This window comes from Plantibacter elymi (nom. nud.) (assembly GCF_900177795.1).
Classification (GTDB): Bacteria; Actinomycetota; Actinomycetes; order Actinomycetales; family Microbacteriaceae; genus Plantibacter; species Plantibacter elymi.
The window spans coordinates 403,708-419,450 of record NZ_FXWJ01000002.1 but is presented as its reverse complement, the minus strand read 5'-3'; the positions used below and the strand labels follow the sequence as shown (position 1 = coordinate 419,450).

Below are 15,743 nucleotides of genomic sequence, written 5' to 3'. Positions count from 1 at the left end.
GTAAGGGCAACCCCTGACGTGTTCCTGGCGATCTGCGGCAGAGGGCAGCCAGCTCGTGGTGAGAGTGCGGAGATCCACATCATAGGGGCTCGCTCGGTGCCGTCGAATCCTAGCGCCCAGGACCAAGGGTACTGACATCGTGGCCACAAAAGTAGTACCCTAGATGCTGTGAGCATTCACCCAAGTATCGATACGAGCACCCTCTGGCGCGTCCGCGTGCCGTCTTCGTTGGATAACTCCGCAAGAGTGGCCGCCGATCGCCGAGCACAAAGCTTGTCCCAGTTCATTCGGGACTCCGTCGAGCATCAGCTCACTCTAGAGGCTGGTACCGACGCGGCCAACGAGACCGCGCCAGGTCGATCGATGATGCAGCGAAAACTCACCGCAGTTTCGCTGTTCACGGGCGCTGGGGGCCTTGACGTAGGGCTCGACAGCACAGGGCGGTTTGACCTGCTCGCTGCGGTTGAGCTTCAGGAGACCTTCTGTAAGTCGTTGCGACGTAACCAGGAGCAGGGGCGGTTCGGTACTTCAGACACCCGAATCATCCAGGCGGATCTGTCCGTGTACACGCCAAGAGAACTGATGGCTGAACTTGGGATCAAGCCTGGCGAGCTGGACGTCCTCGTGGGGGGGCCGCCTTGTCAGTCCTTCTCGACCGCTGGTCGCAGAGGCGGTGTTCAGGATCCACGAGGCCAGCTCATCTGGAACTATCTGGACTTCGTCCGTGAGCTTCGGCCCAAGGTCTTCCTGATGGAGAACGTCCGAGGACTGCTGTCTGCCGCCCTGGAGCACCGCCCCATCGCCGAACGGCCGCCCCAGGGAGGGGAACCCCTGCGACCGGAGGAACAGCCAGGGTCCGTTTTCGATCTTTGGCTCTCGGATGCCCTCGATATGTGCGGGGGTGAGTATCGTGTTGACACATTCGAAGTGAACGCGGTCAACTATGGTGCCCCTCAGCTTCGCGAGCGGGTTCTCGTGTTCGGGAATCGTCTCGGCCGCGTCACGCCTGTACTCACTCCCACCCACGCGCAGGACGATCCGATGCTCGCTCCCTATCGAACGTTGCGCGACGCGCTGGACGGCCTGCAGGAGTCTCAGCCGACGCTGCTCGACTTCTCTCCTCGGAAAAAGCACTATCTCGATCTGGTGCCGACCGGCGGCAACTGGAGATCTCTGCCCGACGACGTCGCGCAGGAGTCCATGGGCCGGGCCTACCATGCCAAGGGGGGACGTTCAGGATGGTGGCGGCGACTCTCGTGGGATCTGCCGAGTCCCACGATAACAACCATGCCGAATCACTCGAGTACGAGCATGTGCCATCCAGAGCAGACTCGTGTCTTATCGGTGGTGGAATGCGCTCGCGTGCAGGAGTTCCCTGATGATTGGGAGTTCCTCGGTTCAGTGACAGAGCAGATGAAGCAGGTCGGCAATGCCGTACCTGCTCGGCTGGGCATCATCGCTGGCGAGACCGTTGCACGGCTCATCGAGGATGCCTCGCTGGACTTGGCGCATGACGTGCCGCGGGCGACACAAACCTACATTAAGTCGCACGTCCGCACGCGTCGGTGGTGGCAGAACGGTCAGGCGGTTGTCCAAGCTTGACCACCTGCCTCGAGCTAGAATGAGTGCTTGAAGAGCATCTCCCACATGTCTTCATCGCCGCCAGACAGACCAAACGCGGCGCGGAAGTTTGCACTGAGTTGCAGCCGCGCCTCGATCATATGCTCATTGAAGGTCTTGCCACCATGCGCCACGGCGAACCTGCGCTGCGCTTCCCGGATCGCTCGTAAGACGGTCATGTGGGCGTTACGTACTCCCGTAATGAACTCCCAGAGTTCTGAACCGATGAGCACATGGAAGTAGTCCCCCGTGTTTCGTCGCACAAGCGCCGGCTTGTTGTTCATCTGCGTCGCACGGCCGTAGAAGATTCCAAGAATCAGGCGTTTCCCTGTGACCTCGTGAATGCTTGGAAACGAGCCGCCCATCTCGTTGGCGTGGGACTGGTTCATTGTCCACGGACCAGATTTCCAGGTGGCGAGAAAAGACTCACCCTCGATTGTCATGGCGCCGTCGATCGCGCTGTAGAGCGTCGCCTGGGTCTTCTTTTCATCGACGGGTATGACGCCGAAGATGGGAAATATTCTGTCCTCGACGAACTTGCCGAACGCGGTTGAGTCACCGTGGGGGAGCTTGGCGTTCTGCATGTACTCAGCGGCTTCTAGTGGAGAGAAGATATTGTAAGCGGGAGCCATGGCGAGCATCAAGAACGGGTTAATGTTGGTTTGAGCCACCGTCACCATTGTGCGCATGTTCTCAAACCGTCGCTCGATTAGGCCGAGCGCTTGCTCGACCACTTGGTCGAACTGCTCCTGTGGCATTTCGTCGAGAAGGTGTTCACGGCGTAAGACGTTGATGAACGGTTCAGGGACCGCAACGGATTTTTCAGGCACACCCCGAAGACTAACCGGAAGCGAGGGATACTGGGGATGATCTGGGTCCATTTCGCGCAGACGGATGGAAAAACCGACGCCCTGGAGACGCTCAGGCTCAGCTCCTCAGCGTCGGCGTTCCCCTTCTGCTCCTGGTCGCTGGCATCGCGGCGCCACTCCACTTCTGGGACGAGGAGCTCGCCCAACGCAGGGTTCCGCAGTCACAGGCACCTGCTCGGCCCGCGGTTGCGCTCCTCGATGCCCGGATCACGAGATCGGCTGTTGCTTTGAGCGCTCACTTTCGCCCAGAGTCGACAATCACGTCGGGATGCCACTTGAGCATGTACGAGAACAGAGGATCCAAGATGGATATCACGGCGTCGGCTTTCTTGCCCTTCACCTCAAGCACGGGTTGTGGGATTGCCGCTCTCGCGACCAACTCGGCATAAGCGAAGTCTTCCTCGGCGCCTTCATCTGCCTCATCGAACGCGTCGCCCTCCTCGGCAGGTAAATCAGTGAGCGCTGCGGTCATGTCGCGAGCTGCAATTTCTCCAAGATTGATGGACTTCTGCTCCAATGCAATCTTGTTCAGTCGTTTCGTGTCGAACTTGAGTTTGTCCCCGACGTGCCGCTTGACGTCAGCTACAGCGACTTGAGTGGGGGAGCCCATCTCGTGGATCGCGTAAAGGATTAGCTGATAGCCGTCCAGCTTCACAGGCGGCGACGACGGGTAGTCATATCGGCCGCGCTCTCGTCTGGGCACGTAGGCGGCGGAGAATATCTTGAGCCAATCAATCGCTTCGTCATCATCCAACGAGCGGAAAAAGGCGTCCCGGTCCGCCGGGGCATTGACCTGCAGCTGTTGGTCTTCTGCTTCCCGCTCGTAGATACCATTTTCGTTCTCACACAGGTCCAAGCATAGTTGCTGCATGATCTGAGGGCTCCCGAAGCTTTCGGAGGCAAGGTCGGTGATGAGTGCGTCGTCCGCCCAAAGGTTGAGCTCCTTGAAACCCTTCGTCGCAATCTCCTTGAGCTCGTCGAGCTCCCATGCGAGGACTTCGACTGATTTTCGTCGGCCGCCCGTGTTGGTGTTGTTGAACGCGGGATCCTGGTCTCCGCCGAGCACGGTACTCAGGAAAAACGCTTTGCACCCTGCGTCGGTCAGAGGCCGCAGCGCGACGACAATGTCGTGCCGTTTGCTGTGGTCCTGGACGAAGTGGAAGTCGTCGATCGCAATAATCACTCGGCGATCGTTCGCCCGAATCACCTTCAGGGCCTCCGTGACAGCGTGCTCGGGGTCGATCGTGAACTTTTCACCTGTTGTCCGCGTCTCGTTCTCTTCCCGATCGGCCTTGACTCCGCCTGCTGCGCCTCCAGTCACCCATTTCAGCGAGAGTCGAGCGAAAACGCCCCAGGTGGTCTTATCCCCGTTCGCGAGACCCGTTTCCTTCGAGGTAGGAATCTCCAATGCCTGCGCGAGCTTCAACCACAGATCCGCTGCACCGTTTGCAAGGCTCTGACCGGCGAGGTAGGCCGACCAATCAGTCGCCGGCTGAGCGGCCAGGTAGCTCTTGAGAAACGTCGTCTTCCCGAGTTTCGATCCACCGGTCAGGGAGATGTAGCTCTTCCGCTTCATCAGCTGTGCAATCTCATGCGTCAGCTTAGAGCGATCCACGTCGGTGACTTTGGGGAGCTCGGCTGGCGTGAAAACATCGGAGGTCTGGATAATTGCCATGGCGACATCCTAGCGGGGGGGGGGGGGGGGGGGGGGGGGGGGGGGGGGGGGGGGGACTCGTCAGTCAGGAGCGACTGCACGCAACTTGATGGGGTGGAGGCGCAAAGTCAGATGTACTCGAGTAATCCTCACCGTAACAATCCCAGATCCAATGCCAGGTATTGCTCGGGAGTAATGCTCTTGCGATGCCCGACGCGCCCTTCGGGTGCTATATAGCCGCAGCCACTCCATTTGGACGGAAACGGCAAGGTTCCTCGCCCCTCGCGCGGCCGAAGAACGTGAGCATCTGAAGACCCGGCCCGGAGACCCCTTCCAGCATCGCGAGGGTAATTTCGTTGGCCCGTCCGAGTCATCTCGGGCGACAGCGAACGCGCGGAAGTGGTGCGCCTTAGATCGCGGAGTCGAATTCTCCAGATGAAAGAAATGTCGGGCCCTCCGCGATGTTCACGTTGCGGAGAGGGTCGTCGGCCGCGTGCTGAGGTAGTAGGTGACAGTGAAGGTGGGGGCATCCGGTGACCCATGACGAGATAGTGGATCTTCTTCGATCGGAACACTGCATCGATGACGCATGCGGCGCGTTGTGCATCTTTCCAAAATTTCGAGAGCTGATCCGGAGGCAGTTCCACCATATCCACAACGTGCTCTCGGAGGATCACGAGGCTGTATCCGGCGTGGTGTTGGTTCCGAGCAAGTCGTACGTAGCTCGTATCGGTCGTGGCGATGAGGGCGCTGTGTTCGTTTGCCAGGAAGTGTGCGTCTGCGCACATCCCGCACTGCTCGGCCGTCGCCAGGCCTTCCCACTCGTCGTCCGACCACCACGTGGCTCCCACCGTAAACGACGGCGGTCTCAACCGGTCAACGCACCACCCAGGATTGGTCTGGAGATGTGCCATCGTCTGCGGCCGGAAGCTTCGTGACGTAACGCGAGACATTCGGGGTGTGAGGATAGACGTGTGGCAGCCATTGGATCAGCGAGCACTCGCCTCATCGTGCTGCGCGGTGATTCGGGTTCAGGTAAGACGACGACTGCAGCAGCGCTGCGACCTTTTCTCGGTCACAAGACTGCAGTGATTCATCAGGACTACTTTCGGCGTGAACTCCTGGCTGGTGGTGAGAGAGAATCTCGGTCCGCCGACGCAGCGGTGCTCACCGACGCTGCCGCTCGCCAATCGCTCGACCTCGGGTACGACGTCATCCTCGATGGAATCTTTAATCTCCGCGACTATGCCCGGCGATTGGAACAGCTCTGGAGAGACCACCGAGGCGTCACGCGCATCTACCAGTTCGACGTCGGCTTTGAGGAGACGGCCAGACGCCACGCATTGCGGGACCTGCGCCACGCCTTCACCGCCGAAAAGATGCGCGAGTGGTACGACGGCTGGCAGCCACTCGAGTTTGTCCAGGAAGGCCGAATCGGCCCTCACGAAACCCTCGCTCAGGTCACTGAACGCATTGTCGCGGATATCAGCGCGGGCCAGCCCAAGGCTCAGTCGTAGAGCGCCGACTCGAATGGAACGGTCAACATGGGCTTGCCGAAAGGATCTGCCGGTTGGCGGTTGCGACGAGCGTTTTCGGCTGCCGCGTGCGACCCGCCCCGGAACCGTCAGGGTGTTCGTGCCGTGATGCCGGCCTGGTGTCTGTAGAGCGTTGCTCAGCTCCATCCGACCAGTGCGGCGGCTTCTGCTGCGGTGCGGCCGCGATCGCGGGCGTCGGCGACGATCGCGAGCTTCTCGTCGATGATGTCAGGGCTCACAGGTGGGCGCCCGAAACGGGTGCCCGATTCGCGTGCTGCGGCGATGCCGGCGTTGACGCGTTCGACGATGAGCTCGCGTTCGTACTCGGCCAGGGTGGCGAGCATGTGGAGCATGAGCCGGCCCGTCGACGTCGTGGGGTCAATCCCGCCGGAGAGTGATCGAACGCGGATCCCACGGCCGCGCAGCAGCTCGACGGTGTTGAGGACGTCGATGAGCGATCGGCCGAGCCGGTCGATACGCCACACGATCACAGTGTCGCCGGCCTCGGCATATTCAAGCAGCTTCGTCATAACGGGGCGCTCGATCGCGTTCTTGCTTCGGGAGGTCACGTCCTCGAACACGTCGCGCTTCTGCACGCCGGCGTCGACGAGCGCGTCGAGCTGCAGCTGCGCGTCCTTGTCGGCGGTGCTCACTCTGGTGTACCCGACCTGTCTCATGGCATCAGCATGTCTCAGAAATCGGTGCGAGCCTCGATGAGACGCGCCCTCCTGTGAGACGAGTTTTCGAGACGCCTGGCCACCCGCGAGATCCGGGGACTTCCGGGCCTGCCCGGGCCTGGTCTTGCGACGGGCCCCGCGTCTCGAAACCTGAGACGCGTCCGGCAATTGGGCGAGTTGGTCCGGTTCGGCGTCGACCTCCGCATCGATGACGTTGACCTCGGCGACGACAACTGGGATTCTGGAGAGGATCTAGCGTTTCCCCTTTCAAGGTGTCCGGCTGTACTTGTGGAGGACCTTGGAGTCGGCGCGGCGGGATGTTCTGCTTCCGCCGGAGACAATTGAGGTGCTGACGAACCATCCCGAACTCCCCTAGTAATAACTGGAAAGCGCCGAAGTTTTCTCCGGTCTCGGATGCGCGCCGCGAGACCGCGGATTTGCCCGAGGTGCATCGTGATGCCGTGATGCTTAGACGCGGTCTGTTCGCCAGAGGTCACGTGCCCAGCTTCCGCCAATGAAGACGGCTAGTCGGATTGCGACTGGGACGGACGGCGCGTGAGTTGTTTCGCGACCAGGGAAGCGAAGCGCTCAGCATCAGCATCCGGTATTCCGAGGGACTTCGCCATCGCCCATGCTGTCGCATGTCCCCGCGGTAACGACGCCGTCGTTTCGCGAAGCGTGGACATCGTGGCCGCTAGCCGGTTTCGATCTGTACTAGCCAGCATCATCTCGCAGAACGTGAGCTGCCGCCCAATCAGTGCGAACGCATTCGCGAGGTCTGCCGCGGACGTCGTGTCTACCGGTGACCGGACCTCACCGTCCCGCACGTCCACGTAGGTCGCAGAGAGGCGGCGCCGGTGAAACGCCCCCGGGTCGGGCGGGCCGTCGGTCAGATCTGGATCGAACAGCCACGCACTGATCAAACTGTTCCCAAGCTTCTCCTCGTGGCGTCCCATGCGTTTCCAGAAGGCCTGCCACTGTTCATCGGAGTCTTCGCGCGCGGGGAACGATGCCACCATCAGATGTTTGCCGAGCTCATCGGCAGCCAACCCGAGCAGCACGAACGAGCTTGGGATACGACCAGCGTCGCGAAGCAGCTCGGCGTCATCGTACATGCGCCGGGCATTGGCAAGGGCAGCCAGGGCCAGGCCGGCCAGCTGGTCATAGGTCAGACGACGCATGATGCGACCATACTTGGACCCTCCTGCAAATGTGCCCGGCGTCTCAGCGCTGCGCTGTTAAGCGGCGCTGCCGGACGAGCCTTTCGGGGGAGGTTAGCGGCTCCCGTACTGGCCCTAGGCTCGGATTTGCGCTGGCAACTAACGCTTTCGGTGCAACGCGGGAGCTCGGCGCCGAGCTGCGCGACACGCTTTGTCGACTCAACCGGAAGTGTCAACCCGAAACCTCCATACCCTCAAGCTGCCCACCGGCCGCTATCCATCGGTGCTTGTGATGTCGACTTGGGCACATCGGCAGACCCACAAGGGAGAAAACATCATGCTTGGGCTGCGCCCGAGTCCGGGATCGGGCGCAGGGCATCTGGTTTCGACGATCGTGCGGGAGATAAGTTTATCGGCTGGTTCGCGCTACGCCTGAGAAGGCAGCGTTCCTCAACGATCGTGCGGTCTGGAAGGTGTTCGAGCACTTGCTGGCATTGCGTGAACGCGGCGCGGGATATCGATTCGAGACCCGCGGACCCTTGGAGGCCAGTAGAGTCGTTCGGACGGTAATGGATGGGTTACATCCGGTCGCGGTGCACGGATAGCCGAACCGCTCGAAAGGAGGCATGTGGCGCAACTCATGCGTTTGTCGCAGCTGCGCTCGATCGCCGAGGCGGGCGGCATCACCCTGCTAGATCATCCGATCGACACAGCGAATCTCTACGCTCTAGTCGACCCGAATGATGACGTTCTATACATCGGCAAGGCAGCCTCGAAGAGGCGGCACCTCGAAGAAGAGAGCTTTGCCGGCCTGGACTACGAATATGGGAACGTCATCGGTTTTGCCGCGCTCGTCACGGAGAACGATGCCTCGAGGAGACCCTTGAGGTATGACCCTGACACATTCGATCCAGCGACGGTGTTCACGTACATTGCCGCCGAGTCATGGGCTGGACCGGCAATTGATCGAGTCGTCGCGCGGCTCAAAGCTGGAGCGTTCCCGAGTGCTTCCGAGGTCGAAGAGATCTTGATTCGGATTCACGTCCGCACTGGTCGCCTGATCGGTAACTCGCAGTTCGCCTCGCAGTGGGAAACACCCATCGGGTCCTTTGAGGATACGATCGCGGTGCTCGCCGCCGGAGCGGCTCGCATGTCGGGCGTCCTGGGGCGTCACACTTCGTTCAGGACGCTTCACCCGCGTACGACCGGGGTGACTGAAGGAGAGCCTCTCGAAGCACACTCTGACGCACCATGGACAGTCGACGCAGCTGCCGCCGAGTGAGGCGATCCTCAAGGCCTCGACGGCCCAATGGCGCTGCACCGTAGATTCGCCAAAGACACTGAGTGCTGCTCGCGCGACTGAGTTTCCCAACTAACAAATAGGCGGCTGCGTCGGGCAGCGTCGTAACCCTCATTTAGGACTCATGCTGGGCCTGTGAGCTCTCTAATCGCGAAGCTCGTCGACGAGATGTGGGTCGGAACGAAGCACCGCGACGCAGCGCTACCGAGGCAACATCGTCGGTATGTTGGGCCAGCGGATCGCTGAGGAGGGACGTCACCATAGACCCGATCTACATCCGGTAGTACTTGCCTGGCTCGAAGTCCGGCTCTCACCCTCGGTTTTTCGGGTGCGTAGACAACCACCGGGCCAGTTCCGTGAGCGCGTTGTTCAGATCCTCGAGTAGCGCGACTTGGCGATGCACGAAGGTCTTGTCCGTGATGTTCGTGCGTAGGGCATGGGCTGGCTTCTGCCTAGCCTGACGGATTTTGCGCAGCGGCCGCATTAGATCCTTCACGTTGGCCGCGTCGATGCCCTTACCCTCCAGGAAAGCTGCGAGTCTGCTTAAGGTGGTGCCAAGGTTTTGGTCGTTCTTGTCCTGGCGGAGCGCGCCGGCGGCGTCTAGGGCGTCGTGACGGATGTTGTCCGAGAGCTGCTTGTCGAGCTGCACGATGAACTCGTCCCATTCGCGCTGCGACGGGCGCAAAAGCCAGCCGAGGTCCTGCGGCCGGTCGGTGTGCTTGAACAGTGCTTCGCCGAATGCTCCAGTCCAAAGCACATTGAGATTCTCTAGCTCCTGGAACAGGTGGTCGAACGGGCCGATGCCGTCCGGCCAGTGGCCCATCTGTGTCATCCACCACGCCGGGTGTACCTCAAGGTCGCCCTCTGCCACCTGGTATGACTGCCAACGTTGCTGGTGCTCTGGAGTGAGTTTGGCAATGTCGCCGTAGAACGCAGCGACGCGGCGCACGATCGGTGTATTCACGTCAGTTCGGGTATAGCCGGAGAGGTCGTAGGCGAACCCGAGACGGCTCAGCGAAATCTTGTCGCGCTCGAGCTCGGTCTCGTCGAGATATGCATCGTCACCGATCCCCATATCGACGCCGAAGTCCCAATACCGGAAGTGATAGCGAGGGTCGTTTCGATACGGCTCGAGGACGTCGAAGCTCAAGTAGGCCAATTCGAGCGTTCCGCGGCCCTTCGCCATCGCAGCGCCGAACGGGTGCGCCTTCAGACGAGCGGGAACGCGCACGCCCCCCCAATGCCAGTGCCGTTGGGTAGAGCACCACGCCATATCCCGCGCCCGCCAGTTCGTCCAGCGACTTGATCTGTGACTCGATCGTGCGCCGGGAAGGCCACGGGCGGATGTGAGGATTCGGGTAATCGACCTCCGACACCATCACCTCGATCTTGCCGTCAGCGACCATTTTCTTCGCGACCGATACAAGCGCATGTTCGGCGTCCGTGTGGAGATGGAGTCCGTTGAAGTCGCCGGACTTGAAGTACCTATCCACGACTGCCTTCATTAAGCCATCGGGTGTGGGATCGGTCATGGTGGCATTCAACCGCACCCAAAGGTTCCCGGCGCGACGCCCGATCAGGGATCGTCCAACGGGCACCCGCGCGGTTCAATCAGAGTCTCGCACCCTACCTGCCTCATAACGCATGGGTTGCAGGGCGGTGGCCGGAGAAACGTCCCATTGCTCGGCGGGTTCCCGTTCCTTGGGTTGTTTAGTTCGACGTCGCGTGCTCTCCACGAAGCTTTGCAATGTCAATGCGGTCATCGCGGCGGTGAACATGGGTCGTCCCACCTGGCAAGCGCGATGAACACACGGCTTCGAAACTCCATGCGGCGGAGCTCGACGCTCGGTGTCACCAAGTGTCCCTAACCCTTCTTCTGACCCGCGGCATTGCGCGGGCATGTTCTCAGCGACACTTTGTGCTGAAAACGGCGGCGACACTTCAGGTTGGAAACTCGTTTATTCAGCGGCACCTTAGGCCCAGCCCTGCGGCGTCCCCTCGCAGTGCAATGCAGGCTGCGAAGAGATGTTCCGGGCAACGTTTGAGACCCGGACAGATGCGAACCCGCCTGATCCGGGAGTGCTTACACCCTGAAGGTCGTCGGTTCGATCCCGGCAGGGCCACCACGCGAGAACTCCTAAACTATGCCGATCTCGGGGTCCTTGTGGGTTTTCGTGTGGCTCTTCAGTCCGGACACTCGGTGCTAAATACGTCCCTGCGGCGCCCCGAATAGAAGGCTGTTGAGATTGCTCTACGCTCCGGCGACCGCGGCTGGTCGCGTGCGACCGAGGATGCGGATGGCATTTCGGTCCGGAGCATCATCGGGCAATGTAGGTGCCGAGCCACGGTGGTTGGTGGAGGCCGGAGGGATGGTTGTCGGCCACTGCGTAGGTCCCAGCGTGCGCGGGCGCGGTTGACCGTGCGACGCCCTGCTCGCGCTGTGGCGGGGCACTCGTTGCAGCAGCGCACAGCGCTGGCCACAGAACGGATCTCACCGTTAGTCTGTGCAAAACGCATGATTCTGGCAGAGGAAGGTCACAATGGATACTCGATTCGTACCCGTCACCGTCGATGGCATCGACATCCTCGTCCAAGTGGCTGCAGGCCCAAGCGGAGAAGTGCCAGTCGGGGCCGTCAACGCCACTGTCGAGTCGGCACTCGCGGGAGCGAGCGCGACCGTGCAAAAGGCTCTCGAAAGCGTTCAGGATCTCGAATGGTCGAAGGCGACGATTGAACTCGGTGTGGAGTTTGCGCTCGAGTCTGGAACCATGCTCGCCGTAATCGGCAAGGGCAGCGCGACGTCAGCCCTGAAAGTCAGCCTCGAATTCACACGAAGCTCTTGAACACGTGACGACGGGAAACTTCCCTGGTCAGGATCTACTGCGCGACCGCAGCGTGCGTCTCGGACAGCTCGATGGCGCGCTCCCGGCATTCATAGGCACGGGCTTCTTCGTCAGGGCAGACACGATCGCGACCGCCGGGCATGTAGTCGAGGCTGCGCTAGCCGTATCCGCCACCGTCGGGTACTTCAGCGCGGATGGTCACTTGGTCGAGGCCGAACTGCTCGGAAGATGGGCGGATGGCGCGCTCCTGCGCGTGCGGGGCGAGGCGCGTTCTTCGCGGTACGTCGCACACAACCCCACGATCGCTCGAGATGACGCACTCGACACGTTTGGCTTTCCGCAGGGCGAGTTCAACGTCGGTGGCACCCCCAGCCCGCTGGTCGCGGCTGGGACCTCCTATCACGGAGGTGATCGGGTTCCTCGACTGCGCTATACGGGCCTCCCGCCAGGAGCCGGAGCGAGCGGCAGTCCCGTGCTCAATCTGCGCACCGGGGGAGTGTTCGGACTCGTCGTCACCTCGGACTTTGCGAATGGCACCGGGCACGTCGAACCGCTTGGACCGCTACTCGACCGCGTGCTGACCGGTCCAGCGGAGTCGGATCCGGAGTGGCTTGACGCCTTGACCGACGGCCAGATTCGGGCTGGTAGCTGGGCGCTCCCCACTCGAAGACTTCGACGCCTTGTCGAGGCCGTCCACCGACAGTGCGAGGAGCACCCGCACCCCGGCATGCTCTTCGAAATCCCTCCGCCGAAGCTGTCGAAGGTGTACGGCGAGCCCGTCTTCATCAAACGCCCCCGAGATAAGGCCGACATGTCACCAACCAGGGTGACACGGGCGATGCTCGCCAATGGCGGTCTCCTGATCGGGACACCGGGCGGTGGGAAATCGAGCACCCTCCGCATGGTCGCTGCATACATGTGCGAAGAGTTTGCGGCCGGCCGCTATAGCCGAGTGCCAGTCATTGTCAACGCAGCGGACATCCGCTTGGATTCACCTCTCAGCGAGTCGCTCGCTTCGGCGGCAAACCTGACGTTGTTCAACGGCGAACGTGTGACTGATGCCGACCTTTTTTCGCAGGAACCAACTGTCGTCTCCCAATGGCATCTCCTGATCGACGGCTTTGATGAGGTCCTCGATCCAACGGTACGTGCCGCAATTGTTGCAAAACTCACGCCCGATGCACACGATCATGCCGCGCTACTCCGTCACACCGTTATCGCGTCGCGCCCGCTGCCTCCCGCAGAGTACGAGTCGATGGCGAATCTTGTCGATGACGCGGTGTTCGTCCAACGACCGTTCGAAGGGAACGAGGTCCTGCACGTCATGACCCTGTGGCTTGAGGCGCTCGGCGTCATCGATCCCGGGCTGGCAGCCGCGCGGGCGCTCGGGCAGATGCAGGTAACCGAGTCCGACGCGCTTCTGCGGAACCCGCTGATGCTTGCGATGACCGCTCAGCTCTACGCTCTGTCACCGGACCGCGACGCGCCGGGTTCCCGGTCCGCCCTGTATCGACAGTTCCTAGACGCCATCCGGAAGCGGTTCTTTACGCGCGGGGCTGGCAACCCGGGTACGCAGGCGGCTGCAGCTCTCGAACATTTCGGCCCACAGGGCAGCGAGGCCGCCCGAACGGCGACGGAGAGCATCTACGAGGATCTAGGCAGGAGCGCCTACGGATGGTTGTCGACCGATGCCGACGAGCAGATCCTCAGCGACCTCCTCGACCATCGGCGCCCTCGTCATGTCACGGAGGGCGCGTGGGCCGACTTCACACACGACATCATCCGACGCAGCGGCGTCGCCATTCAGGACGGTGGTTCCTTCCGATTCCTTCATCAAACCTTGGCAGAATTCCTCGCGGCGCAGGTCGCCGTGTCCGGCGAGCTTGGGCGTCGCGACGCACTACGCGATCTCCTCGCACCGAATAGCTCGCTCAGCAGTAAGTACTCCTTCATTCGCTTCGCTGCGTCAGGGTGGGCGTCGAACAGATCATTTAGGGGTTGGTTGCTTCGCGCGATCGCCGACGATAGTGATGAACGCGCGCCGACCCTCGTGACGGATCTCCTCGACGACGGCGTCGTCCTGCCGAGACGACTGTCAGCAGCACTTGCGCAGCGCTTGCGGTCGGAGCTCGAACGAGATGACCTCACCGACCACCACGCAGTCCTCCTGCTGGTGACGCAGCTCTCCCGGGTGGTGGACGCAGGATTACTGACCGAAGTCGTGCGCGCACTAGTCCGACGCACCGAGCTCGAACGCGGCACGCGCACCTGGGCGATCGCGGCGGTCGGCAGTCGCGTCGTTGGGGTCTCGGAGCGCCTGAATACAACTGAGCCGAGCCCCGCTTCCGTGCAGCTCGCGCTCGACGCACTCGCGGCTTCGTCGAACCAGCAGGATGCGGAGCTGATGGAGTTTGTCCGGCAGGACCCGGAGCTGCGCGGCCTCGTCGAAACGGCAACGCTTCGAACGATTCTACCGACACTCTTTGCGCGAACCGCGCATGAGCGGCCACTGGAACTGTTGCTGGCGACCGTCCAGACGGCGTTTCCGCAAACGAAAATGGACCTCATCCAGCACGCGTTTGCCCTGGTGCAGCGGGCTGTCGTGGAGCAATCCTGGCATGAGCCTCCAACCGAGCGGGAAGTGCCGAACCCGGCGCCTGCCGCTCAGATTCTCGCCGAGCTCGGCTTCGATCGCGTCGTTATCACGGCCGCGCTCCTGAACGGGGTACCGCTCGCCGCTGAGGAGTTGGCCGAAGAGTTCGGCGACGAGATCGCATCGCTCGTCGCTGGCGCGGCACAGCTTCGCCGCCTCACCTTCGGAGGTGGGGTCACCGCGGAGACCGCGCGCAAGATGATGATCGCGATGTCGAAGGACCTCCGAATGCTCGCCATCGTGCTCGCCGAGCGGCTGCGCGACGCACGGGGATGGGGATCGCTCACGGCAGAAGTAGCCGCGCCCATTGCCCAGGACACTTGGGATATCTTCGTCCCACTGGCCGACTGGATGGGCCTCGAAGCCTTGAGGCGAGAGTTGGATGATTTAAGCTTCGCCGCCGTGCACCCGAAGCTGTATGTGGAGATCGAAAGCCTCGTGCGGGCGCGCATACCGGGCCGCGAGCAGTTCGTGTCAGAGGTCGTTAATGCGATCGGTTTCGATGTCAAGCGGCAGAAGATCCGCGCCACGATCGTCGGTCGGGCGAAGCAGTACGCCGAGATCTATCGGGAAATGGTCGTGGATGGCAAGGAATTCGATAGCCTCTTTGACCTTGTCACCGTGCGTATTGTGGCAGACACCCTGCGCAACTGCTACGCGGTTCTAGGGAGCATTCACGCAAGATGGACCCCCATTCCCGGAATGCTCAAGGACTATATCGCGACTCCAAAGTTCGACCTGTACCAATCGGTGCACACATCGGTCATTGGGCCGAGGGGAACCCCCATCACAGTCTTTATCCGAACCGTGGCGATGCAAGAGCGCATTGACAAGGGTGGGACTACGAACTCCAAGCTCGCTGCCCGGCTCGGGGAGGCGGGTTCATTGTCGGCGTACTCGACCGCGGGCTTTGCGAGCAGCTTCTTCGAGATACTGCGCGACGAGGTTGGCGCGAGCACGGTTTTCGTGTACACCCCAAAGGGCGACATCATCACGCTCCCAGCAGGGTCGACGCCCGTCGATTTTGCTTACGCAGTTCACACGGAGGTCGGGCATCGAACAATCGGCGCTAGAGTGAACGGTCTCCTCGTTCCACTCGAATCGGTCCTCGACAGCGGCGATACAGTCGAGATCTTCACCTCGAGACATGCCGGCGCCGGACCACAAGTGGACTGGCTCGACTTCGTGCAGGACCCTCGCTCGAAGCGGCAGATCCGTCGCTGGCACCGGTTATTCGACCCGCCAGAGGGGGGAGTGTGACTACATGGAGGAGACATACCCGCAGCGCGGGAGCCCGGAAAGGGTCGACTCTGCCAGTTTCTCTCCCGGCGGGCAGTGGCTAGCGGAGAGCGACGCACGTTGGTCGAGCACGAAGTGCGGTTGGCATCCGCGCAATTCGCAGAGCGGCGGATCACCATGGCGCCGCGCCCGA

11 protein-coding genes are annotated in these 15,743 nt (G+C 61.7%); 5 read left to right on the top strand and 6 right to left on the bottom strand.

Annotated features, from left to right (window positions below; genetic code table 11):
* Nucleotides 1–168 precede the first annotated feature (168 nt).
* The gene (locus tag CCK91_RS06835; RefSeq protein WP_207568197.1) at nt 169–1,602 is read left to right on the top strand and encodes a DNA cytosine methyltransferase; all 1,434 of its coding nucleotides are present in this window, start codon (nt 169–171) and stop codon (nt 1,600–1,602) included.
* A gap of 14 nt (nt 1,603–1,616) precedes the next feature.
* On the opposite strand, the gene CCK91_RS06830 is transcribed toward CCK91_RS06835, so the two are convergent.
* The 3 genes from CCK91_RS06830 to CCK91_RS20125 all read right to left on the bottom strand — a co-directional run bounded on the left by CCK91_RS06830 (nt 1,617) and on the right by CCK91_RS20125 (nt 4,931).
* Nucleotides 1,617–2,450, bottom strand: coding sequence for a PmeII family type II restriction endonuclease (locus tag CCK91_RS06830; protein ID WP_165766997.1), 834 nt, complete (start codon nt 2,448–2,450; stop codon nt 1,617–1,619).
* Nucleotides 2,451–2,724: 274 nt separating this feature from the next.
* A complete protein-coding gene (locus CCK91_RS06825; protein ID WP_086473421.1) occupies nt 2,725–4,164 on the bottom strand; it encodes a hypothetical protein in 1,440 nt (479 codons plus the stop codon).
* Nucleotides 4,165–4,292: 128 nt separating this feature from the next.
* Entirely contained in the window at nt 4,293–4,931 is a 639-nt protein-coding gene (locus CCK91_RS20125) for an HIT family protein (protein ID WP_369821875.1), read from the bottom strand.
* Nucleotides 4,932–5,117: 186 nt separating this feature from the next.
* On the opposite strand from CCK91_RS20125, the gene CCK91_RS06820 reads away from it, so the two are divergent.
* Complete coding sequence (locus CCK91_RS06820; RefSeq protein WP_086473420.1) at nt 5,118–5,660, top strand: AAA family ATPase; 543 nt, start codon at nt 5,118–5,120, stop codon at nt 5,658–5,660.
* 155 nt (nt 5,661–5,815) lie between these two features.
* Here the strand turns inward: CCK91_RS06820 and CCK91_RS06815 are convergent, their stop codons facing one another.
* A complete protein-coding gene (locus tag CCK91_RS06815; RefSeq protein ID WP_086473419.1) occupies nt 5,816–6,355 on the bottom strand; it encodes a recombinase family protein in 540 nt (179 codons plus the stop codon).
* Between the two features lie 524 nt (nt 6,356–6,879).
* Nucleotides 6,880–7,536, bottom strand: coding sequence for an AbiV family abortive infection protein (locus tag CCK91_RS06810; RefSeq protein ID WP_086473418.1), 657 nt, complete (start codon nt 7,534–7,536; stop codon nt 6,880–6,882).
* Nucleotides 7,537–8,143: 607 nt separating this feature from the next.
* On the opposite strand from CCK91_RS06810, the gene CCK91_RS06805 reads away from it, so the two are divergent.
* Nucleotides 8,144–8,797, top strand: a complete 654-nt coding sequence (locus tag CCK91_RS06805; protein ID WP_086473417.1) for a hypothetical protein — start codon at nt 8,144–8,146, stop codon at nt 8,795–8,797.
* A 328-nt stretch (nt 8,798–9,125) separates the two neighbouring features.
* Here CCK91_RS06805 and CCK91_RS06800 read toward each other — a convergent pair whose 3' ends face one another.
* Entirely contained in the window at nt 9,126–10,046 is a 921-nt protein-coding gene (locus tag CCK91_RS06800) for a hypothetical protein (RefSeq protein ID WP_242664420.1), read from the bottom strand.
* A gap of 1,309 nt (nt 10,047–11,355) precedes the next feature.
* On the opposite strand from CCK91_RS06800, the gene CCK91_RS06795 reads away from it, so the two are divergent.
* Nucleotides 11,356–11,658: a CU044_2847 family protein gene (locus CCK91_RS06795; RefSeq protein WP_086473416.1), complete on the top strand. Its 303-nt coding sequence runs from the start codon at nt 11,356–11,358 to the stop codon at nt 11,656–11,658.
* Nucleotides 11,659–11,662: 4 nt separating this feature from the next.
* Nucleotides 11,663–15,571 carry a TGS domain-containing protein gene (locus tag CCK91_RS06790; RefSeq protein WP_086473415.1) on the top strand — a complete coding sequence of 1,303 codons (3,909 nt, stop codon included), beginning with the start codon at nt 11,663–11,665 and terminating at the stop codon, nt 15,569–15,571.
* Nucleotides 15,572–15,743 lie beyond the last annotated feature (172 nt).